Origin of the sequence: Butyricimonas sp. RTP31003st1_G1_RTP31003_210430, from assembly GCF_040920905.1 — a bacterium.
GTDB classification, from domain to species: domain Bacteria; phylum Bacteroidota; class Bacteroidia; order Bacteroidales; family Marinifilaceae; genus Butyricimonas; species Butyricimonas paravirosa.
Genome location: NZ_JBCOSQ010000006.1, coordinates 59,692 through 80,429, shown reverse-complemented (window position 1 = coordinate 80,429; position 20,738 = coordinate 59,692). Strand labels below are relative to the sequence as shown.

The window sequence follows — 20,738 nt, the reverse complement described above, 5'->3', positions numbered from 1 at the left end:
TTGCAGGTTACAGGTTATGAGTTAATAAGGTTATTTTGTTTGAATGAAATGAATAAAGATAGGAGCGGGTATAAGTTTTTGGGTGGTTGGCGAGGGCTTCGGGAGTTATTGCCTAATAATTTAGGGGCCTTCACGCAGGTATTCGCTTCCTTGAAAAGTTATAATTTCCGTCTTTATTTCGGGGGACAATGTATCTCGCTGATTGGGACGTGGATGCAACAGATTGCCATGAGTTGGCTGGTGTTTCGGTTGACCGGGTCGGTACTTTTACTGGCGACGGTTACTTTCATGGCACAAATCCCGATTCTCGTGGCGACTCCTTACATGAGCGTTTTTGTTGACCGGTTTGATCGACGTAAGTTGTTGGTACTGACGCAATCACTGTCTATGGTACAAGCATTGTTGATGGCTTTGCTCACGTTGACCGGGTTGATACAGGTGTGGCATATCATGATTCTGAGTTTATTGATCGGTTTGATTAATGCTTTGGATAATCCCACTCGACAGTCATTTTACCCGAGTTTGGTTCCGAAGGATAAGTTGAGTAACGCTATTGCGCTGAATTCTGCCGTGATTAATGGTTCTCGTTTGATCGGACCCGCGGTGGGTGGAGTGTTGATCGGTTTGTTGGGAGAGGGCATTTGTTTCCTGTTGAATGGTATCAGCTATATTGCCGTGATTATTGCCTTGTTGATGATGCGGGTAACGCCCAAGCGGGAGAGAACTGCGAAGCAAAAGGTGTGGGAAGATATGCGGGATGGTTTCCGGTACGTGGCGGGTAATATACCGATCCGTACGCTATTGCTTTTGATGAGCGCGATCAGTTTCTTCGGGTTACCCTTGATGACGTTTATCCCGGCTTACGTGAAAACGATCCTGCACGGGGAGAGCGAGATGTTGGGGCTACTACTTTCATGTATCGGTGTCGGTTCCTTCATTGCGGCCTTGTATCTGGCAGCCCGGAAGAGCGTGCTGGGACTGGGAAAAGTGGTGATGCTTTCCGGGGCATTGCTGGGGATTGGTTTGTCGGTGATGTCGTTTGTTACGATTCCTTGGGTGGCTGCCGTGCTATGCTTGCCGGTGGGCTTTACGATTATTGCAGCCGTGGCTTCTATCAACACGCTGTTGCAGACCCTTTCCGGCGAGGATAAACGAGGCCGGGTGATGGGATATATGGCAATGTCTTTCACGGGTATGGCTCCCGTGGGCAGTATGGTGCTGGGGGCAATTGAAAAATGGATCGGTTTGCAAATGATTATCTTACTATCCGGGATTTGTTGTTTTGTCGCCGCTTTGGTTTTCGAATATTATCGCCCCTTGGTGCGTAGATATGCCCGTCCCGTTTATATTGAAAAGGGGATTATCAAGGAGATCGCCATTGGGATTGATTCCACGGAGGAACAACGGTTTTGAATTAATTTGTTTGTAATGCTATATTGTTAATGATACGATAAATTCTTTGATGATATAACTTATTCCCTATCTTTGTCGGAGATATAAAGTGTATGTACGGTGAAGAGTAAATTCGATACATTATTTGAACAATATTACGGACGGCTAGTTTTATTTGCTGAAAGTTATGTTGGAGATTTGAAAACAGCGGAGGATATGGTGCAGGATGTATTCTTATCTCTTTTATCTCGTGTGAATTTGGATGACGTGGAATATTCTCGTTCTTATTTGTACAGTTGCGTGAAGAATGAATGTGTGGATTATTTACGAAAACTGAAAATCTCGGATCCGTTGGACGTGAAGTTATTCGATGCTGTTTACTATTCTGGTGATTTTGATATATCGGAGCAGGAGGAGTTGATCATTCATCGAGTCGAGGAGGAAATTGAGAAATTACCAGAACAGCGACGTGAGATTTTAAAAATGAGCGTATATGGTAAGATGAGTTATCCTCAGATTGCAGAAATTACCGGATTGTCTGTCAATACGATAAAAACCCATATGAAAAAGGCTTATCAAGATCTTCGAGAAAGTTTGTACGACCAACATGATGAACTGTTTTTGTCTTTTATTTTAATGAAATTACATAAGTCCTGCGAGAAAATCTGAATTTTTTCTTTTTTTCATTCACCCTATTTTCGTCTTTTTACGTCATAGCTGCAAAATAGGAAATACATGGATGAAATTGAATCTATAAATATTGCTCTTTTGTATCGGAAGTTTAGAGGAGAAAAACTTTCGAAAGAGGAATCTCTTGTATTTAATGCTTGGTATGCCGAAAGTGAAAAACATAGGCAATACTATAAGTTGTTTTGTCGTCAGCAAGAGAAGATTATGGTGCGTGATCGTTCACGTGTGAATGAGTGGAAAGGATTGGTTGTCGTGAAACGTGGGAAAAATCGTCATGGTGTTATGAATTGGTGGCAGTATGCTGGGGTGGCTGTCATTATTTTAGGCGTGTTTATTTTGGGTTGGAGATATTGGCCTGTAGGTGAGAAAGTAACTAACCCCGAACCTACACAAATATGCCCGGGACAGGTTGCCGTGACGCTTCGATTGAGTCAAGGCGAACAAATTGTTTTGGATTCATCACAAATTTCTGGAACGATAAATCGGGATTGTGTGACGATTCATGTGGAGAAAGGAATGTTACGTTATGGCGGGGAGACGTCTATTGCTGGTAAGGAGACTTATAATGAATTGATCGTGCCTCCTTCAGGAGAATACGTTGTTGAGCTGGCCGATGGAACAAAAGTTTTTTTGAATTCAGAGTCCCGTTTACGTTATCCAACGGCATTTTTGGGTGCAGAGCGAAGAGTTGAATTGTCGGGGGAGGCCTATTTCGTGGTTGCTAAAGAAGAACGTTCTTTTATCGTGGAAACTCGGTTAGAAGAGGTGAAAGTATTTGGAACCGAATTTAATGTGATGGCTTATGAAGACGAGGAATTTTTTCAGACAACACTTGTGAAAGGTTCAGTGGGTGTTTGTGTGAAAGGGGTAAATATGATTGATTTTCAAAAAATTGTTCCGGGAGAGCAATTCCTTTTGAATCGACAAACCTTGGAGACACAAATTCTTCCCGTGGATGTTTTTACTTATGTGGCTTGGAAAGATGGCCTCTTTGTTTCTCGTAATGATGATTTGGAGACAATTTTGCGGAAAGTTTCCCGGTGGTTTGATGTGGAGATATTTTATCAAGAGCCGAAGTTAAAAAAGAAACGATTCTTCGGTATAATGAAACGTCAGGCTAATTTGCAGGAAGTGCTTGATGTGATTGCAGAGGCGGGTGATGTGCATTTTAACGTGAATGGCCGGACGGTAGTAGTTGGTGAATGAAAAATAAAAGCAGGTGTTGCTACGAACAACACCTGCCTTAAATAAGCAATAGGGAACACACATTACCAGATGTTATTCCCGATATGTTTCACTTAATAATTACAAATGTATGAAAAAGAATCGATGGTCTATACCCATTCGAGGGAATAGTTTACGAAAACAGTGGCTTATGGCAAAATTTCTATTTGTGTTTGTTTTTGTGATGTCATTACATGCATCAGCAGATTTACTCTCTCAGAATAAGATGGTGACCCTGCAAATGAGGGGAGCAACTCTGGAAGAGGTGATACAATCCTTAAAAATCCAAACGGATTTCGGCTTTTTTTATAACATAGATAATGCCGAAATAAAAAAAATAAGGGATGTAAATATTGATATGCGGGATGTCCCTTTAGAAGATGTATTGAATCAGGTGTTAAAAGGAACAGGATTGACTTACACGGTTTTAAATAACGTGGTTATTATCAAGTTGAAAGAAGGCAAGGAACCCGACGAGAAAAAATCAGTCACGATTAGGGGAAAAGTGGTAGATAAAGATAGTCTTCCGATCCCGGGAGTGACGGTAAAGGTTGTTGGAACGACACAAGGTGTTGCCACGAATTCAAATGGAGTATTCATGTTGCAGTTACCATCCATAAAATACGCTTTGGAATTCTCGTTTGTAGGATATAAAACCGTGGTTTACCCCTTAAAGAATGAGAAAGAGTTTACGATTAAAATGGAAGAAGAAGTAAGTAAGATCGAGGAGGTTGTCGTTAACGGCTTTTTCACGCAGAAGACGAATTCATATACAGGGTCAGTTACTTCTGTAAAGGGAGAGGATCTTTTAAAGGTTTCGCCTAACAATATTTTGAAGGCTTTGGCTTTTACTGTTCCCGGTTTGCATATCGTGGAAAATAATGAACAGGGGGCTAATCCTAACTACATTCCGGAGATTATCCTTCGGGGAACAACCGCTTTGGCCGTGGATGGGCAATTCGGCTTGAATACTCCATTGATTATTCTGGATGGGGTGGAGATTTCACTACAGGCATTGTATGATATTGATATGCAGGATATAGATCGGGTGGATGTATTAAAGGATGCTTCAGCTAAAGCAATGTATGGAGAAAAGGCCGCCAATGGTGTCATTGTGATTACCCGTATGCGAGTGACCGATTCGAAGTTGAAGGTTCGTTACAATTTCCTTCCCGATGTGCAATTCCCGGATGTTTCTTCTTTTAACTTGTGTAACGGAAGAGAGAAATTGGAGTTGGAAAGATTATGTGGCTTGTATGATTCGCCGACCGGAGAATTGGATGAATTGTATTGGCAACGTAGAAATGTTGTAGAACGCGGAGCTTCTACAGACTGGAAATCTATCCCGTTACGGAATAGTTGGTCGTTTGATCACTCGGTAAGTATTACCGGGCGTGGTGGTGGAATGGATTATAGCGTGAATCTTCGTTACGGGGATACTCGGGGGATAATGAAAGGAGATTTCCGACAGAGATTGGGAATCGGATTGAATCTTTCTTATAATTATAAGGATTTTCTGACCGTGTCTTATCGTTTGGATGTAAATAAAACGGATTCCAAGGATTCTCCCTATGGTAGCTATTCTGAATGGGTTAGACGTAATCCTTATGATATGCCTAAAGATGAGTACGGGAATTGGGTGAAAAAGTATAATAATAATTTGGATCGAAATCCATGGTATGAGGCTTCATTAGAGAGTTTTTCAAAATCAACGGAAAAGACAATTACCAATAATATCAGTTTTCGGGTCAATCTTTTGCAAGGTTTATATGTCAACGGTGGGTTTAATTATTTGTTGGGTGACGGGCGTGAAGATAAATTTATCTCTCCGGAGTCTGCCGATTTTTTATCACGAGTGATTGACGAGAAAGGTAGTTACGAGATAACCGGATCGGATGAAACGTCATGGGCTGGTAATGCTACGCTTTCCTATAATTGGAATCTGGATGAAAAGGGCTCTTTATTAAGCATTAATTTGGGTGGGTCCGTGAACAGAAATACATCTTCTTCGTTTTCTTTTCAAGGAATAGGTTTTTTGAAACCGATATTGAACGATATTAATTTCGCATCAACCTATCCGGAAGGATCACCTGGTGGTGCGGAATCGAAAAGTTCGGGGGTAGCGGTATTTGGCAACTTGAATTTCATATACCAAGATCGTTATTTCGTGGATGGTAATTACCGGGCTTCGGGTAGTTCCAGTGTTAGTAAAGAGTATCGTTGGCACCCTTATTGGTCGATAGGTGCCGGATGGAATGTTCATAATGAGGCATTCCTTAAGGAGTCGTTTGTGAATTTACTGAGACTGAAAGTCAGTTACGGGTCCACGGGGAGTAACACGTTGTCTTCTTGGGAAACGAGAACAACTTACTTATATAGTGCTGATAATAATTTTATTACCGGGGTTGGAGCCAGACCTAGAACAATGGCTAATGAAAAGCTGAAAGCTTCCTATACGAATGAATTGAATTTGGGAATTCAACTGTCGTTGTTGTCAGATCGTTTGCAATTGGATTTGAGTTTCTATAAGAAAACGACAAAAGATATGCTTTTGCCCGTGGCTTATCCGCCATCGGTGGGAGTCATTCGTTTGAACAGTAACTTGGGAGAACAGGAAAACAAGGGATATGATTGGAGTTTATCCGGCGCCATCTTGAAAACGAGAGATCTACAGTGGCGTGTAACTCTGAACGGACAGCATAACCGGGATAAAATATTGAAAATTAGTAATTCTTTGAAATATAAGAATGACGAGAACCGGCAAGAGCATATAGATCAAGATGCTCTTAAGCGTAATATTTATAAAGGAATACCACCTAAGATTCAATTTGAAGAAGGAGAATCGGCCTCTTCCATTTATGTCGTACCTTCTTTGGGAATTGATCCGGCTACGGGGCAGGATATTTTAGTAAAGAAGGATGGTTCTTTAACTTTTGTGTATGATGCTAATGATAAAGTCGCGATGGGAAATACGATCCCGAAATTAGAACTTGCGCTTAGTACTTCCTTTTCTTACAAGGGTTTTTCGATGTTTGCCGGAATGAATATCACCCGTGGAGGATGGATCTATAATTCTACTCGTGCAGATAAGATTGAGCGGATTGACCCAAATTATAATGTAGATCGCCGGGCCTTTACCGAGCGTTGGAAGAATCCGGGTGACTTGGTATATTATCGAGGTTATGATCCGAATGATTACACGTTCGCGCAATCATCGCGTTTCGTGGAGAAACGGAATGAATTTTATTTATCCTCTTTAGGATTTTTCTACGAGTTTACCTCGGAATGGGTGAAGCATATTTATTTGAAAAGATTACGTATAGGCGTGAATTTCTCGGATGTATTGAGACTTTCCACGGTGAAGTTTGAAAGAGGGACTTCTTACCCGTATATGCGAGGATTTAATTTTACGATTAGTCCGACGTTTTAATGTTGATGATTTATAGTAAAGGGTATAATATGAGAAGAATAGTAATATTATTGGTAACGATCCTTGTATTTTCCGGTTGTGAAAATTTTCTGGATCTGACTCCCAAGAGTGAAGTGTTGGGAGATAAACTGTTCCAATCCGAAGAAGGATTTGAGGATGCATTGTACGGTGTATATACCGCTTTAGCGCAAAAAGAGTTATATGGGGAGAAGTTGTCATATTATTTGCCGGATATGCTAGCCCAGTATTACGTGTACGAGAATGTTGGGGGCTACATGGAGTTGTTGCTGACTTTTCAATACATGAATAGTAATTTCACGAAACGATCCATGTTTGATGATATATGGAAATTGATGTATGAAAATATCAGTCATGTAAATAGTGTATTGACGAATTTGGAAGGACGAGAAAATAGTTTACGTTATTATAATTTTTACAAGGGAGAAGCCTTGGCTTTAAGGGCTTTCATGCACTTCCAGTTACTTAATGCTTTCGCTCCGGCTTACCGGGAAGAGACAGTTGATTACCCGGCCATACCTTATTGTGAATCGTACGAGCCTTTGGTTTACCCGTTTCGTACCGTGGGAGCTATTTATCGTAAGGTTATAGATGAATTGAAAGAGGCTGAAGGGTTGTTACAGGACGAGGGGAGTTACTTGAATTTGGAGCGGGTAGATAGGGGTGATGTGTCAGCTTTCATGACTCAACGGCAATTTCACATGAATTTGTATGCTGTCCAAGGATTATTGGCACGTGTTTACATGATGAAAAATGATTTGGATAGTGCGGTTATCTACGCGGAAAAAGTGATTCAGTCAGAGAAGTTTGAGTTCGCGAATAAAACGAATATGGGGTATGAATACGCGTCATGTGTTTCAAGGAGTGAAACGATTTGGGCTGTTTATCCTCAAAAAAATTGGACCGAAGTTATGAAAGAGCATTTTGACAATGAACAGGATGAGCCAAAGCCTAACGTGTTGTTACCCTTAAATGGTTTTTACTTGTATCCGGGGTACTATCCGGAAGGGATGGCGCCGGTTGATTACGGCTTCCGGAAGTTATATGAAGTTCCTTCAACAGGTGGAGAGATGGATTACCGGATCAATTGGTTTCGACAACGAGAAGGTGTTTCCGGTAAACACGCACGTTTTTACAAGATATTTCGTAATGCCGGGACGGTTCGTGGAACTCGGGGAATACACATGATGCGAATTTCCGAAATGTACTTGATTATGGCCGAAGGATTATTGAAACAGGGGAAGTTAACGGAAGCTCAGAGATATCTTGATTCTTACACGCAAGCTCGTGGATTCGTGTATCGAAACGTAACACTTGATATGACGTTGATTAATAAGGAATATCGGAAAGAATTTTGGGGTGAAGGATTGACGTGGTTTAATATGAAACGTCAGAATATGTCGATTAATAGTTGTTTGTATTATGGAATGACTTACGAAGGGTCTGATGAAGTATACGTGTGGCCAATCCCGGATGATGAGTTTGAATATCGGGAAGGGGGGCGAGAAGGGGTATTTCCACCCGTGGAAACTGAAAAATAGGACATAAATAAAATTTGGAGTTATGAATAAGATGAAATTATATGTGTTTTGGGGGGCTTTAATATGGATGGTGGGAATAAATGCTTCCTGCGACAGAGATTATTTGGCTTATGAGCAAGAAAAAGACCGGATTTATTTTATGCCGGGTAGTGACATTGGAACAACGACAACCATTTTTGAAGATTGGGAGAATGGTGATACTAAGCAAGTGGCGGCGAATTTTTATGTTATGGGATTTCCTTCACCCGAATTGCGGGAAATTAATTTGGAAATTGTAGATACGCTAACTGATGCAGTCGAAGGACAGGATTACATTTTAGAAAAGGAACTTGTTATGCCCGTTAATGAAGTATCAGCTTATATTCCGGTAATTACTTGGAAACGGAGAAAAGAGGAGGACACTAGACCTAATCATTTACAAGTGGGACTCCGGCTAGTAGAAAATAATCATTATCTCCCGACCATGAGTGATACCCGAATATTTTTGTATAATAAGACGGTTCCACAAAAACCATGGTATTGGAAGGAGGTCGTGCTAGGCCCTTGGTCTCCCGGTTTGATGTATAAGATTATTGAGCAATATCGAAGTTTGAAAACGACAAATGTTGACGTGTATAATTCTATACATCGATTTATGGGGGATAATTTTCAAGCAGATTATTGGCCTTTAGCGGTGGAGTACTTGGTTATTAAATATGTTGTTACTCCGGTCTATTATTATTACGAGGAACATCCGGAACCCGGAGTGGTTGTAATTCCTAAACCGATATATGAATAATAAAGATATTGATTATGAAAGAAAGAATGAGATATGTCATAATTGGGTTGATGGCTTGGTTATTACTTTATGGATGCATAAAGGATGAGTCATCCGGTTTCCGTACAGAAGGTTCTCCCATTACGATTACTACGGAGGACACGGTTTATTATCAGGATTTTGGAACGAGTGTTTTGATTGACCCCGAGGTAACACAATCGCAACCAGATCTTCCTTTAGTGTACGAATGGAAGTTTATTGCAACGGATGGTGGTGCTTCAAGTGATTCGCTAAGGTTGATAGGAACGGATAAGGTGCTGGATTATAAATTTCCCCGTTCCGGAATTTTTCGGGTTCGATTACGAGTGGAAAATCAATATGGTAGTAGTTTCAAATTTTTCCAAGTACACGTGCAGGCTCCTTTTGAACAGGGGATTCTAGTACTGAGTAACGATCAGTCGGATGTGGGAAGATTATCTTTTTTGCGGTTGAAAGAAGAGGATGAAGTGTTGTCTAAAAAAGAATCTGATTTTAACCTGAACGCTTTTAAACAATCTAATCCGGGAGTAACTTTACACGGGTTGCGGGATGCGATCATTTCATATATTTCACAAGTCAGTCAGTCGGAGACAGGTTCCGGGCTTGTTGTTTCTTCTGAGACGGATCAAGTGCTTTATTGTCTGAATGCGCAGAATTTCTTGATAGAAAATCAAGTTGATGTTCGGGCCTATTGCCCGGAGATGTATCCTACAACTCTTTTTGGAAGTGATTATGCCGGTATATCGGAAGTACTTTTTGCTAGTAATGACGTTGACGGTAATCCCGATGATATTGGTGTTTTCGAAGTTGAGGGTTTTATTGCCCGGCCGCGGCCTGCAGCTTATAATAAGTTTGATAAAGCAATCTTAGGTATTATGGTTATTGAAGGATGGTCGATACTTAATTACGTGGCTTGCCTCGTTGATAATACTCATTCGGAAGTGCATTCCATGGAGAACGGGAGTGTCGGGAAATGGAATGCCGGAGATCGTTTTACCGGAGAATATATTGTAAATGTTTCTTTTTTGGGAACGAGTGGGTGTATGGTGTTTATTACTCAAGATAAAAATGATCCGTCAAAGATTAGGATACATAAAACGATAGATGATCAGCTTGAATTTGAGTCTGGGATTTATGAATATACTTTGGCAAAGGAGATGACCTTGACACATGAGTGTCAAATGTGTTCAAATGATAAATATAAGCATATTTACTATTACAAAGACAATAAGCTGTATCGTTGGGTATATATGGCTAATGAACCGAAACTGCCGGAGAAACCTGATTTTGAGTTCGCGGATGAAAATGATGAGATTACCTGTATTGCGTGTAGTCCGAATGAGGAACATATTTATGTATGTGTTTATAATCCGAATGCTACCACGGAATTAAAAGGAAGATTGTTGATACTGAATGCTGATACGTTAGAGGTTGAGAAAGAGTATAAAGGAATCTCTGATAAGGCATTGAAGGTGATGTGGAAAGTATCTGTTTAATTCAGGATGTCAACAATGAAAGGGATATTACATAAAAGCATTGGATGTGCGATTCTGTTATTGTGTGTTGTGGCAATTGTTAGGGCTGGCGAAAGCCGGTCCTTTCATGGTCAATATGTTGAAAAAATTGATGGTCAACCGAAACGATTGGAGAGTGGGCAGCCTTCTTTTAATTTTCGTTACCTTGACGTGAACGGAAAGTGGGTTTCGTTAAAAGACTTAAAGGGGAAGTACGTGTATATAGATGTCTGGGCTACTTGGTGTGGCCCTTGTAAAGCGGAAATTCCTTATCTGAAGGCATTGGAAAAAGAGATGAAGCGGAAAAAAATAGTGTTTGTAAGTATTTCTATTGATGAAAACAAAAAAGAGTGGAAAACATTTGTGGAGATGGAAAAATTAGGTGGAATCCAACTTTACGCGGGGAAAGTGAAAGATCTCGTAAGTTTTTATGGAATTGACGCTATTCCTCGATTTATTTTATTGGATAAAAAGGGGAACATCGTAAATGCTTTCATGACTCGTCCTTCGGACAAAAAAACGAAAGAAACACTTATGATCTTGAAAGGAATATAAGCTTGAGAATAGGGTAAATATTAAGATTTGACAAGATGAGAGAAGCAATATTAAAAATAGGTTTGACTTTACTAATCTTGATGGGAGTGGAATGGCATCTATTGGCGAAGACAAGTGAGACTGATTACGTGGTGTTGGTGGGAAAGTCGGTTTACGCGGATGTATCTTGGGATAAAGTGGTAAATCGATTGACAGAAATTCATCAGGCAAAGGTTGTGAATTATGATAAATTACCTTCGGAAGCCTTACCTCTTTTGAAAGAATTATCTCCCCGTTATGTTGCCGTGATAGAAAAACCGGAATATATTAATCGAAATTTTATAATCAATTTAAACCGGATGAGTCGCGAGATTGATGATGACTTATACGGGGATTTTTTGTGGGGTATTATCACCGGATATGATGCGGATGCGGCGTTACGATTAGTTGAAAGAGCCCGAAATCCTAAAGAAATTAAAAGTGCATGGTGTATTGGGGTGAATGATTTTAAAGATGGGAAGTATTTTGAACAAATGGGCTTAAGTACAGAGGAGAATGAATGGAGAGAAAAGAATACCGAATCTAATCAAGATATGGCAGGGCGGTATAAGGAACTGGCAAATAAAGTAGTGAGTTGGGGAGAGCAACATAATCCGGATTTAATCATTTATCAAGTGGAAGAATTTAAGAATCAATTCAATTTGGTATCACCGGATGATTACCGTGAGGGTAAAATTGTTCCTCGACAAGGGAAATTATGGTGGGGAGATCGGAAATTAAAGTTGGGAAATAACTCCAGAGTTTGTTTTACCCCTATGTCCGGGGCTAATACTTTCGGGACAAAGGAGAGTGTCCCTGTTGTTTGGTTGAGTGATCTTGATGTAACCACTTTGATCGGTAGTATGGAAATATCATTTCATGGAAGGGGAGAGTGGGGAACATTAAAGTATTGGATGACAGATGCAGGACGTTTTACGTTGGCAGAAGCTCATTTTCTGAATCAACAGGACATGTTGTGTAAACTGAATCGATGGAGTCCCAAACTGTTGCAAGAATGCTATAAATTTAACGAAGATACCTCTAAATTAGTACTGAATTATTATAGATCTTATAACGAATATGAGAGTAAAATTGAAGAATTGACAGGTAGCAAACAGGAAATGTTGGATAAATTTTCTTATCTGTACGAGCGTGATATTATGGTGTATTATGGTGATCCGGCGTGGAATGTACGGGTAAAAGATTTATCGGATGATCAGCCGTATATAATAACTAGCAAAGTAAGAGGGAAAAAGTGTATCGTGACGATTAAGACGACCGCTTCTTTTTCATGGGAACGATTAGGAGGGGAAATTCGGGCGGAATATTCTTTTGGTGATAGACATTGTGCTGTTGGATATTTGCCGATTTGTTATTTTTTTCCGCAACGTCTTCATAAACCGCAAGTTGCCCGTAAGCAAAAACAACAATTGGACATTGTGGTAAATAAAGATTTCTTGTTTGTCTATGATGCATATTGGGAACCTAATGGAACGTACCGGATAATTCTTGATTTGGGAAAGTGAAAAGGGAATGAATTTGTTATGAAGAGAAAAAGACTGTCTTGGGGCAGTCTTTTTTATAACGTGGATTTATTTATAATCCGTATATTATTGTACAGAAATAATCCATGATACAATATTCCTTTCCATGAATTCACTACTCCCCGTTCCCTTTCAATACCGGAAGACTGATGTGGTATTTCACGGCAACGACCCGGGTTAAAATGACACTTCCGGCCGTGATGACCTGGGTGGTGATGTGTCCCACGGCAAAGAAGTCACAGGCGAAGTAAATTAATCCGCCTAGAATACAGGCGATAGCATATATGTCCTTACGGAAGATAAGGGGAACCTCGTTGATAAATATATCCCGGATGACTCCCCCGACAGCTCCGGTTGTCATACCCATGATAATGGCAACCCACATTGGGAATCCTGCAACCAAACTCTTCTCGATGCCAACCACGGTAAACAGTCCCAATCCAATGGCATCAAAGATGAAAAACGTGTTATTCAATCGGATGACATATTTCCCGAACATAATCACGAATAACAAGGCCAGCCCTGTAACAATCAGATAGGAGGGTTGGTGCATCCAAAAAGGAGTTAACCCCAGCATCAAATCTCGTGTCGTTCCGCCCCCGATGGCTGTTGCGGCTCCAACCACGTATGCCCCGAACCAGTCGAATCGCTTGGCTGATGCCAAACGTATTCCACTGATAGCGAATGCGAATGTACCGATGTAATCAATGATTGTAGTAAAATCAATATTCATATTCCTGTTATTTTTTGAGCCTGCAAAGCTAATAATAAAGGAATATCATTCGCCACGTATTTTGATGTTTTACAGCATGATAATAGGGTTTATAAAACTATTTTTATACCCACTCTTCGCTTTTCACTTCCCCTTCCACGGAAAGTACGATCTTTTTGATCGGGATGTTACGGGAGGCCATTTCTCTCGCTTTTAAAGCCATTTGCAGGAGGCCACCGCAACAAGGTACTTCCATGATGAGAACCGTGAGCGTGTCGATCTGGGCATCGTCAATCATGCTACGAAGTTTGTCCACGTAAGAATCGGTATTATGATCCAGTTTCGGGCAGGCAATAGCCAGGATCTTACCTTTCAGGAAACGTTCGTGAAAATTCCCGGAGGCAAAGGCTGAACAGTCGGAGGCCAATAACACGTTTGCCCTTTGGAAATACCCGGCTTGCGGGTTTAACAGGTGTAACTGTACGGGCCATTGCCGGAGTTCGGAGCTACCGGAACATGGAGTTATAGCGGGTTTCATGACGGGTTTTAATTCTCTTGCCATGGAACCGGGACATCCACATCCCAGTTTCGGTGTGGGATGTAATTCTTGCAGGTTTATGGGAATGTTATGGCGTTTCAAATATTCCAATCCCTGTTTTACCAACTCTTTTTCACCGTGTTCTTTCAGGTGACGTAAATGAGCCAGGATTACGTGTTCTCCTTTGGGTGCAATGCGCTCCATAACAGCCTCTTCACTATATGGTTCCGCTTCCCGTTCTTCTAGCTCGATAGCGCCGACGGGACATTCTCCGATACAAGCACCCAACCCGTCGCAGTACAAATCACTTATCATGACGGCTTTTCCGTCTATTAATTGTAAAGCCCCTTCGTGGCAACCTTTCACGCATAGCCCGCAGCCGTTACATTTTTCCTCGTCTATTTTTATAATTGTCCGTTTCATAGTCAGTCGTTTTTGATTCTAGGACAAAGATACACGTGAAAACAGGGGAGTTTTGTAATGAATATTACAGATGGGGCTCAAAAAACAAGAATAATTGTTTATGAATTTTAAATTGCAAAAAATAGAGAGAATGTATAAGTTCTAATTAATATCGTTTTTTTCTTTTTAGTATGATATACACTCTCTTTGGACATCATTCGTAGAGCTTCTGGGAGGTATTCGTGGAGGAATGAGAATAGAGTTTGTTCAATATCGGAACAAATTCGAATCAAAGACACTCACTGAACGTCTTTGAAACGTCTTTGATTCGAAAGTGAAACGTCTTTGAACCCTAAGTTCATCGAATCTTCTTCGAATTTCCTGCGGGTATTTATGGTATTCTCCAGTATCTCCTTGTACACGAAACTAGGAACTTTTTCCTTTCATACGAGGAGACACTGGGGAAGTGTTAACCTTCAATTTTGGAAATTTACTTGAATGCTTTTTTCAAGCGTTCCAGTCCTTCTTTTACCGTTTCGAGCGGGCAACCGATGTTCATGCGGAAAAAGCCTTCTCCCTCGGGGCCGAAATCCGTACCGCTATTTAAGCCGAGCTTCGCCTCGTGGAGTAGTTTTTCCTGAATTTGCTCGTGGGATAACCCTGTCGCCCGGAAATCAAGCCAGAGTAAGAAAGAGCCTTCCGGGAGTATCATTTTTACCGAGGGTAACTCTTCCCGGAGAAATTGGTCGGCAAACAGGATGTTCTTTTCGAGGTAACGAACCATTTCGTCCAACCAGGCGTCCCCGTGCTTGTAGGCAGCCTCTAGAGTGACGTGTCCGAAGATATTACCCAAATCCAAGTGCAGACATAAAAGTTCTTTCTCGAAGGGGCGACGTAATTCCGGGTTCGAGATCACGACAACGGAATTCATCATCCCGGCGATATTGAATGTTTTACTCGGAGCCATCATGGTCACGGTGATTGCGGCAATCTCCGGTGACAGGGAGGCCATTACCACGTGCTTGTATCCGAAGAGGGCAAGGTCGGAATGGATTTCGTCAGAGAGGATTGTGACCCCGTATTGCAGGCATAGCGCTCCGATTCGAGTAAGCTCTTCCTTGGTCCATACTCTTCCCACTGGGTTGTGAGAATTGCTCATTATCAGTAGTTTTACTCCGTTTTTCAGTTTCTTTTCAACATCTTCCCAGTCAATCTGGTAATGTCCGTTTTCTACATTCAAGGTACTGCATACGAGTTCCCGGTTGTTATCTTTCACCACGGCATAGAATGGAGGATAGACAGGAGTAAAAATCATGACCTTATCATGTTCTTCCGTGTAAACCCGAACCCCTAATGCCAGGGCCGTGACGATACCGGGACTACTTAATAGCCAGTGGGTATCTACTTGCCAATCGTGGCGACGTGCCACCCAATCGGCGAATGCCTGTTTGGCTTTATCACTTCGGAACGTGTATCCGAAAACTCCTTTTTCACAACATTCACGAGCGGCATCGAGAATTTCGGGGGCTACCTGAAAATCCATATCCGCTACCCACATGGGTAGAATATCCGTGCTACCAAACACGTTTGCAAGATTGTCGTACTTCACGCAACTAGTGTTCCGACGGTCTATTATCTGATCAAAATTGTACATACTTTTTTTATTTAATCGAGTAGCAAGTTATAAAACTCTTTTAAATATTTATACGGGAATGGACGGGAAATGTCGAAACATTTATTTCATATTTTGGTAATCGTTTCTTAACAATACAATTCTTCCTTTGTATAAGTAATTTAGGAATGAATATATGCCTAAGAAACAGCAACATTACAAAACAATCGTTCTTTCGGACATCCACCTCGGTTCTAAATGGTCGAAGACGAAAGAGGTTACCCGTTTTTTAAAACAACACTCTTGCGATACCCTTATCTTATGCGGTGATATTATCGACGGGTGGTCGCTTATGCGAGGGAAAAACAGTAAATGGCGGCGGCGCCACACGAATTTTATCAAGGTGCTACTGGACATCTCTCATGACACGAAGATTATTTACGTGCGGGGAAATCATGATGATTTCCTGGATCGGGTGATCCCCTTGACCTTCTCGAATATTTCAGTGGTGAAGGATTACATCTACACGAGTGGGGATAAACGTTATTACGTGCTGCATGGGGACGTGTTTGATAAAGTGACTTCCTCTATGAGTTGGTTGGCGAAAGTCGGGGATGTGGGATATTCTTTCTTGTTGTGGGCGAACAAGATTTATAATCGCCGTCGATTGAAGAAAGGTTTGCCCTATTATTCGATTGCCCGGGAAATCAAGTTGAAAGTGAAAGCTTCGGTTTCATATATCAGTGATTTCGAAAAACATATCGTGGATATTGCCGGGAAGAAAGGTTGTCAAGGGGTGATTTGCGGGCATATCCACTATCCGGAGAAGAAGATGATCGGGAACGTGCTTTACTTGAATTCGGGAGACTGGATGGAATCTCTCTCTGCCTTGACCGAGGATTACGATGGAAACTGGAACGTGTATATCGAAGAAAAGGCTTTGACGGAGGTACGAGATTCGGAATCTGAAACTGTATTACACACGGGATTAGCGGTATGAAGTATTTATTTATCGTTCAAGGAGAGGGAAGAGGCCATCTGACGCAGGCCATTTCGCTCTCGCAAATGTTACGTCGCCATGGTCATGAGGTCGTGGAAGTGCTGGTTGGGAAAAGTAGTAACCGGGAGATTCCCGCTTTCTTTTTGGAGAAAATTGGGGCAAAGGTAAAGACTTTTGCCAGCCCGAGTTTTTGTTACGGGAAAGATCACAAGAAGGTGAAACTGACAAAAAGTATATTACTTAATATCACGGTGAAGAAATTGCGGGAATATAGGAAGAGCGTGAATTTGATTCATCGTCACATTCAAAAAACGGAGCCGGATGTGGTAATTAACTTTTACGAGATTTTGGCCGGGCTGATGAACCTGCGTTTCCGGGAACATGTTCCTTTTGTCTGTATCGCTCACCAGTTTCTGATGAAACATCCCGACTTCCAGTACGGGAACGGGACCGGAAGAGAAGAAATGTTATTGCGTCTGAATAACACGTTGTGTAGTATCGGGGCGACGAAGACATTGGCTCTTTCGTTCTACCCTTTGAAAGATTTTTACCGGGAGAGAATGGCTGTCGTACCGCCACTTTTACGGGAAGAGGTGTTACAAGCTGACCCGGAGGATAAGGGATATATTTTAGGGTATATGCTGAATCCCGGGTATGCCGATGAGGTAAAAGAGTGGCATAAATCCCATCCCGATCAGGAGGCTCACTTCTTTTGGGACAAGAAAACTGCTCCTCCGGTTTTTCGGGTAAACGATCGTTTAACTTTCCACCGGATTAATGATGTCAAGTTTCTAGAATACATGCAAGGCTGTTCGGGATATGTTACGACCGCCGGGTTTGAATCCGTCTGTGAGGCGATGTATTTGGGAAAACCGGTCATGATGATTCCTACCCACGTGGAGCAGGAAATTAATGCTGCCGATGCTGTTGGAGCCGGGGCGGGAATCGAGAGTACGACTTTCGATGTTTCCCGCCTCGTGGAATATATTCCGACCCACAATGCTGATACCGGAGCTTTTCGGGATTGGGTGCAATCTGCAGAAGAGTTGTTTATCCGGCATTTGACGACGCTGGTGTGAAAAGTTACAAGGGAGAAATTATTCTCTTGCTTTCTGTTTGTCCTTTTCTGTAGATTTTTTCTTTGTTGTTCTTTTAAAAAATTACTTTTTTAATGTGTCCCAAGTTATTTTCTTGATTCTCTTTTTTCTCTCATTTTTCTTCGGTTTTATTCATCGATGTAAAATTCTTTACTTAATTCTTTCATTTCTTTCTCCCGTTTAAATAGTTCCTTTTGGGTGCCGAAGAATGAAACATTCTTCATAGCATATATATAGTCTTCATTGAAACTTTCAGGATCGGCTAATTTTATTTTCTTTTTAATCTCTTGCTCTATCATGTAGAACGTGTCAGGAGGAATAGTTTGCCAAGCAGGATGATCCCAGATTGAAAAACTAATTTCTACAATGTCGCCCTGTCTGTTTGCAAGCATATGAATAAATATAGTCAATTTTGCATCAACTAATTCTTCCATTTCTTGTTTCAAATGTCGATATATAATTTCTGCGGTAGTCATTGGATATTCGAGTAACCTTCGTCCATTTTTTCGTTGGAATTTTTTGTTGTCAAATAAATCATGTTTGTTGTTTATATTTTGTAATCGAACTGGCTTCATAATGGGGTGCCCTTCAATTTTTTCCATTATGACGAATAATGAATCTTGAGAGACGTGATAACTTGTTTTTTTCCCGTGTGTAGTTTCGCCATATTTGTAATAGGGTTGTTGGCCCAAGAGTTTTCCTACAGAGAGAAAAAATAGTAATGATAAGAGAAAAGCTTTCATTGTAATATATCTTTTAATGTTTTGAATCCACGCAATGTCCATTCTTCTGTTCTTCCGCCGTATTTAGGCATTTTCTTTAATAGTTCAACTGCTTCTAAATAAAGTCGTTCAAGATTTTTTGTATCTTTAGGATTCTTTAAGTTTAAATTTGAGTCGAGCATCTCTAACATACTGTATATAACATCAAAAAAAGGTTGTGTTTCTGAATCACCAACAAAACTTCCAAGACTTAACTGTGCCATAAAAGCGTCAATTTCATGATTTATTGGAGACGTGTCCGTGGAATGTTGAAATATATGGACAAATTCATGCATTAGAATACCAGCCCAAGTTAAACTAATATTGTTAATATCATTTTCAAGTAATAGAGCGCAGTTGCGGCTTACATATATTGTCGTTCCATCTGTCTCGAAATCGTAGTTTTGAAGGTCGACATCAACACTAATATAGAATGTTTTATTGAAACCCTTTAATTTATCAAATAGTTTTTTACCTAAATGATTGTTGTAAATATTATTTAATATTTCATTGAGCTTGGGAGTGTAGCTCTCAAGACCATTTTGGTATTCGATTTTAATAGGAATATCTGCAATAACAGAATAGAGAATAATATTTTCATCCTTTATTCCCCAATGGAGGTTTTTATCTGGAATTATTTCTTCCGAATATTGACATCCCCAAAGTAAACAAATCAGGCAAAATAATATATATTTCGTATTCATAAATAATTTTATTCATTTACTTGCCTTTCAGTTGTTCTGCGATTTTCTCTCGTAAGGCATCATCTCGGAGATTCTTGGCGACAATTACATTATTTTCGTCTAGCAAGAGAGAATGAGGGAGGTTTTTCACGAAAAACAGGCGAGCGATTTCAGACTGTTGGCCTTTCAAGTCCGAGCCGTTTTCCCATATCATTCCATCCTCTCCTACGGCTTTAAGCCATTCCATCCTATTGTTGTCTAGAGAAATACTAATAATTTCCAGACCTTTTGTATGATATTTCTGATAGATTTTTAACAGGCTTATATTTTCTTGGCGGCAAGGAATACTCCATGATGCCCAGAAATGAATTAATTTTACTTTTCCTTTAGTATTTCTGAGAACAATAGAGTTTCCATCGGTTTTTTTTATTGTAAAATCGGGGGCAACATTTCCTTCCGTGAGTTTTTCCTGTTGAGCAATAAGATTTGCTATTGCTTGTCCGGGGATTGTTGATTTAGCATTCTCTCCTAGCAAAGAATACCTACCTTTCAGTGTTTCTAATTCCATTTGTTGCATACTGGAAAATATCACATAGGCAGCGACATAAGTATCGGCATATTCTTGTAATAGTTTTTTTTCTTTTGCTTGTGCATTTTCCAAAAACTGATTGAATTGATTGATTAATGTTTGTACTTTCGAGTTATTCCCTTTTTGTTCTGTAAGTTGAAGTTCTGTTTGTGTTTGCTGTTGTATGATCTCTGTATTGATTTTACAGAACCGATTATAGATTTCTTGTTGAAAACCTCCTTGTATTATTACTCCTGAGGTCCCTGCAAATATGGTGAAATTTGCATTTTCAAGGATGAGAGGAATGATTCCTTGTTGATCGGTTGTTGTGATGTAAGCCCCGATCGGTTTGTCGGTCGTACCGGTGAATTCGAAAGCCTCGTTTATTATTGGGGTTATTCCTAGTGTATCTACCATCCCTCGTTCTTCACTTATTAATAAAAGGGTTCCGTCGGCCATCCCCTCGATTTTTCCGCTTATTTTGTAATTTTCTTGAGCTATGGTGGTAATAGAAGTCCCTATTACCAATACAATTAGTAATAAAAGTTTCATCTTTTCTGTGTTTTATGGGATTTCTTTGATTTGTAAATGTACATGGAAAAGGAATATCCGGGCTAAACCGGATAATCCTTTTCTAATGAAA

At 40.5% G+C, this 20,738-nt stretch carries 17 protein-coding genes; 11 read left to right on the top strand and 6 right to left on the bottom strand.

Going from position 1 to position 20,738, the window contains the following annotated elements:
• The first annotated feature begins 48 nt into the window (after positions 1-48).
• The 9 genes from AB5542_RS03315 to AB5542_RS03275 all read left to right on the top strand — a co-directional run bounded on the left by AB5542_RS03315 (position 49) and on the right by AB5542_RS03275 (position 12,704).
• Positions 49-1,413, top strand: coding sequence for an MFS transporter (locus AB5542_RS03315; RefSeq protein ID WP_279038670.1), 1,365 nt, complete (start codon positions 49-51; stop codon positions 1,411-1,413).
• A 99-nt stretch (positions 1,414-1,512) separates the two neighbouring features.
• Positions 1,513-2,061, top strand: a complete 549-nt coding sequence (locus tag AB5542_RS03310) for an RNA polymerase sigma-70 factor (RefSeq protein ID WP_279038671.1) — start codon at positions 1,513-1,515, stop codon at positions 2,059-2,061.
• Between the two features lie 66 nt (positions 2,062-2,127).
• On the top strand, positions 2,128-3,288 hold the full coding sequence (locus AB5542_RS03305; protein ID WP_270543015.1) for a FecR family protein: 1,161 nt from the start codon (positions 2,128-2,130) through the stop codon (positions 3,286-3,288).
• A 169-nt stretch (positions 3,289-3,457) separates the two neighbouring features.
• Positions 3,458-6,736, top strand: coding sequence for a SusC/RagA family TonB-linked outer membrane protein (locus AB5542_RS03300; RefSeq protein ID WP_270543016.1), 3,279 nt, complete (start codon positions 3,458-3,460; stop codon positions 6,734-6,736).
• Between the two features lie 29 nt (positions 6,737-6,765).
• Positions 6,766-8,295, top strand: a complete 1,530-nt coding sequence (locus AB5542_RS03295) for a RagB/SusD family nutrient uptake outer membrane protein (protein ID WP_270543017.1) — start codon at positions 6,766-6,768, stop codon at positions 8,293-8,295.
• A 22-nt stretch (positions 8,296-8,317) separates the two neighbouring features.
• Positions 8,318-9,073 (top strand): DUF4843 domain-containing protein, encoded by a 756-nt coding sequence (locus AB5542_RS03290; RefSeq protein ID WP_270543018.1) that lies wholly within the window; start codon positions 8,318-8,320, stop codon positions 9,071-9,073.
• Positions 9,074-9,087: 14 nt separating this feature from the next.
• Positions 9,088-10,587, top strand: coding sequence for a hypothetical protein (locus AB5542_RS03285; RefSeq protein ID WP_270543019.1), 1,500 nt, complete (start codon positions 9,088-9,090; stop codon positions 10,585-10,587).
• 15 nt (positions 10,588-10,602) lie between these two features.
• Positions 10,603-11,160 (top strand): TlpA family protein disulfide reductase, encoded by a 558-nt coding sequence (locus AB5542_RS03280; protein ID WP_279038672.1) that lies wholly within the window; start codon positions 10,603-10,605, stop codon positions 11,158-11,160.
• A gap of 35 nt (positions 11,161-11,195) precedes the next feature.
• Positions 11,196-12,704 (top strand): hypothetical protein, encoded by a 1,509-nt coding sequence (locus AB5542_RS03275; protein WP_279038673.1) that lies wholly within the window; start codon positions 11,196-11,198, stop codon positions 12,702-12,704.
• Between the two features lie 133 nt (positions 12,705-12,837).
• Here the strand turns inward: AB5542_RS03275 and AB5542_RS03270 are convergent, their stop codons facing one another.
• From AB5542_RS03270 to AB5542_RS03260, 3 genes are all read right to left on the bottom strand, one after another.
• Positions 12,838-13,455: a trimeric intracellular cation channel family protein gene (locus AB5542_RS03270; protein WP_279038674.1), complete on the bottom strand. Its 618-nt coding sequence runs from the start codon at positions 13,453-13,455 to the stop codon at positions 12,838-12,840.
• A 103-nt stretch (positions 13,456-13,558) separates the two neighbouring features.
• Positions 13,559-14,395 carry an ATP-binding protein gene (locus AB5542_RS03265; RefSeq protein ID WP_279038675.1) on the bottom strand — a complete coding sequence of 279 codons (837 nt, stop codon included), beginning with the start codon at positions 14,393-14,395 and terminating at the stop codon, positions 13,559-13,561.
• Positions 14,396-14,864: 469 nt separating this feature from the next.
• A complete protein-coding gene (locus AB5542_RS03260; RefSeq protein WP_279038676.1) occupies positions 14,865-16,028 on the bottom strand; it encodes a MalY/PatB family protein in 1,164 nt (387 codons plus the stop codon).
• Between the two features lie 154 nt (positions 16,029-16,182).
• Here AB5542_RS03260 and AB5542_RS03255 point away from each other — a divergent pair, with 154 nt between their 5' ends.
• Both AB5542_RS03255 and AB5542_RS03250 read left to right on the top strand, forming a co-directional pair.
• A complete protein-coding gene (locus AB5542_RS03255) occupies positions 16,183-16,986 on the top strand; it encodes a UDP-2,3-diacylglucosamine diphosphatase (RefSeq protein WP_270594591.1) in 804 nt (267 codons plus the stop codon).
• Positions 16,983-18,065 carry a glycosyltransferase family protein gene (locus AB5542_RS03250; RefSeq protein ID WP_279038677.1) on the top strand — a complete coding sequence of 361 codons (1,083 nt, stop codon included), beginning with the start codon at positions 16,983-16,985 and terminating at the stop codon, positions 18,063-18,065. Before AB5542_RS03255 ends, AB5542_RS03250 begins: the two co-directional genes overlap by 4 nt.
• Before the next feature lie 146 nt (positions 18,066-18,211).
• On the opposite strand, the gene AB5542_RS03245 is transcribed toward AB5542_RS03250, so the two are convergent.
• The 3 genes from AB5542_RS03245 to AB5542_RS03235 are packed head-to-tail and all read right to left on the bottom strand — an operon-like array spanning position 18,212 to position 20,647.
• Complete coding sequence (locus AB5542_RS03245) at positions 18,212-18,826, bottom strand: hypothetical protein (protein ID WP_279038678.1); 615 nt, start codon at positions 18,824-18,826, stop codon at positions 18,212-18,214.
• Complete coding sequence (locus AB5542_RS03240) at positions 18,823-19,548, bottom strand: hypothetical protein (RefSeq protein WP_278598392.1); 726 nt, start codon at positions 19,546-19,548, stop codon at positions 18,823-18,825. The genes AB5542_RS03245 and AB5542_RS03240 overlap by 4 nt, the downstream gene beginning before the upstream one ends.
• A gap of 16 nt (positions 19,549-19,564) precedes the next feature.
• Positions 19,565-20,647: a TlpA disulfide reductase family protein gene (locus tag AB5542_RS03235; RefSeq protein ID WP_087419345.1), complete on the bottom strand. Its 1,083-nt coding sequence runs from the start codon at positions 20,645-20,647 to the stop codon at positions 19,565-19,567.
• Positions 20,648-20,738: the final 91 nt, after the last annotated feature.

Excerpts from the sequence above, each read along its gene's own strand:
- AB5542_RS03285 (WP_270543019.1), top strand. The coding sequence starts at position 9,088 with ATGAAAGAAAGAATGAGATATGTCATAATTGGGTTGATGGCTTGGTTA.
- AB5542_RS03270 (WP_279038674.1), bottom strand. The coding sequence starts at position 13,455 with ATGAATATTGATTTTACTACAATCATTGATTACATCGGTACATTCGCA.
- AB5542_RS03265 (WP_279038675.1), bottom strand. The coding sequence starts at position 14,395 with ATGAAACGGACAATTATAAAAATAGACGAGGAAAAATGTAACGGCTGC.
- AB5542_RS03290 (WP_270543018.1), top strand. The coding sequence starts at position 8,318 with ATGAATAAGATGAAATTATATGTGTTTTGGGGGGCTTTAATATGGATG.
- AB5542_RS03275 (WP_279038673.1), top strand. The coding sequence starts at position 11,196 with ATGAGAGAAGCAATATTAAAAATAGGTTTGACTTTACTAATCTTGATG.
- AB5542_RS03315 (WP_279038670.1), top strand. The coding sequence starts at position 49 with ATGAATAAAGATAGGAGCGGGTATAAGTTTTTGGGTGGTTGGCGAGGG.
- AB5542_RS03235 (WP_087419345.1), bottom strand. The coding sequence starts at position 20,647 with ATGAAACTTTTATTACTAATTGTATTGGTAATAGGGACTTCTATTACC.
- AB5542_RS03260 (WP_279038676.1), bottom strand. The coding sequence starts at position 16,028 with ATGTACAATTTTGATCAGATAATAGACCGTCGGAACACTAGTTGCGTG.
- AB5542_RS03305 (WP_270543015.1), top strand. The coding sequence starts at position 2,128 with ATGGATGAAATTGAATCTATAAATATTGCTCTTTTGTATCGGAAGTTT.
- AB5542_RS03240 (WP_278598392.1), bottom strand. The coding sequence starts at position 19,548 with ATGAATACGAAATATATATTATTTTGCCTGATTTGTTTACTTTGGGGA.
- AB5542_RS03255 (WP_270594591.1), top strand. The coding sequence starts at position 16,183 with ATGCCTAAGAAACAGCAACATTACAAAACAATCGTTCTTTCGGACATC.
- AB5542_RS03245 (WP_279038678.1), bottom strand. The coding sequence starts at position 18,826 with ATGAAAGCTTTTCTCTTATCATTACTATTTTTTCTCTCTGTAGGAAAA.
- AB5542_RS03295 (WP_270543017.1), top strand. The coding sequence starts at position 6,766 with ATGAGAAGAATAGTAATATTATTGGTAACGATCCTTGTATTTTCCGGT.
- AB5542_RS03300 (WP_270543016.1), top strand. The coding sequence starts at position 3,458 with ATGGCAAAATTTCTATTTGTGTTTGTTTTTGTGATGTCATTACATGCA.
- AB5542_RS03280 (WP_279038672.1), top strand. The coding sequence starts at position 10,603 with ATGAAAGGGATATTACATAAAAGCATTGGATGTGCGATTCTGTTATTG.
- AB5542_RS03250 (WP_279038677.1), top strand. The coding sequence starts at position 16,983 with ATGAAGTATTTATTTATCGTTCAAGGAGAGGGAAGAGGCCATCTGACG.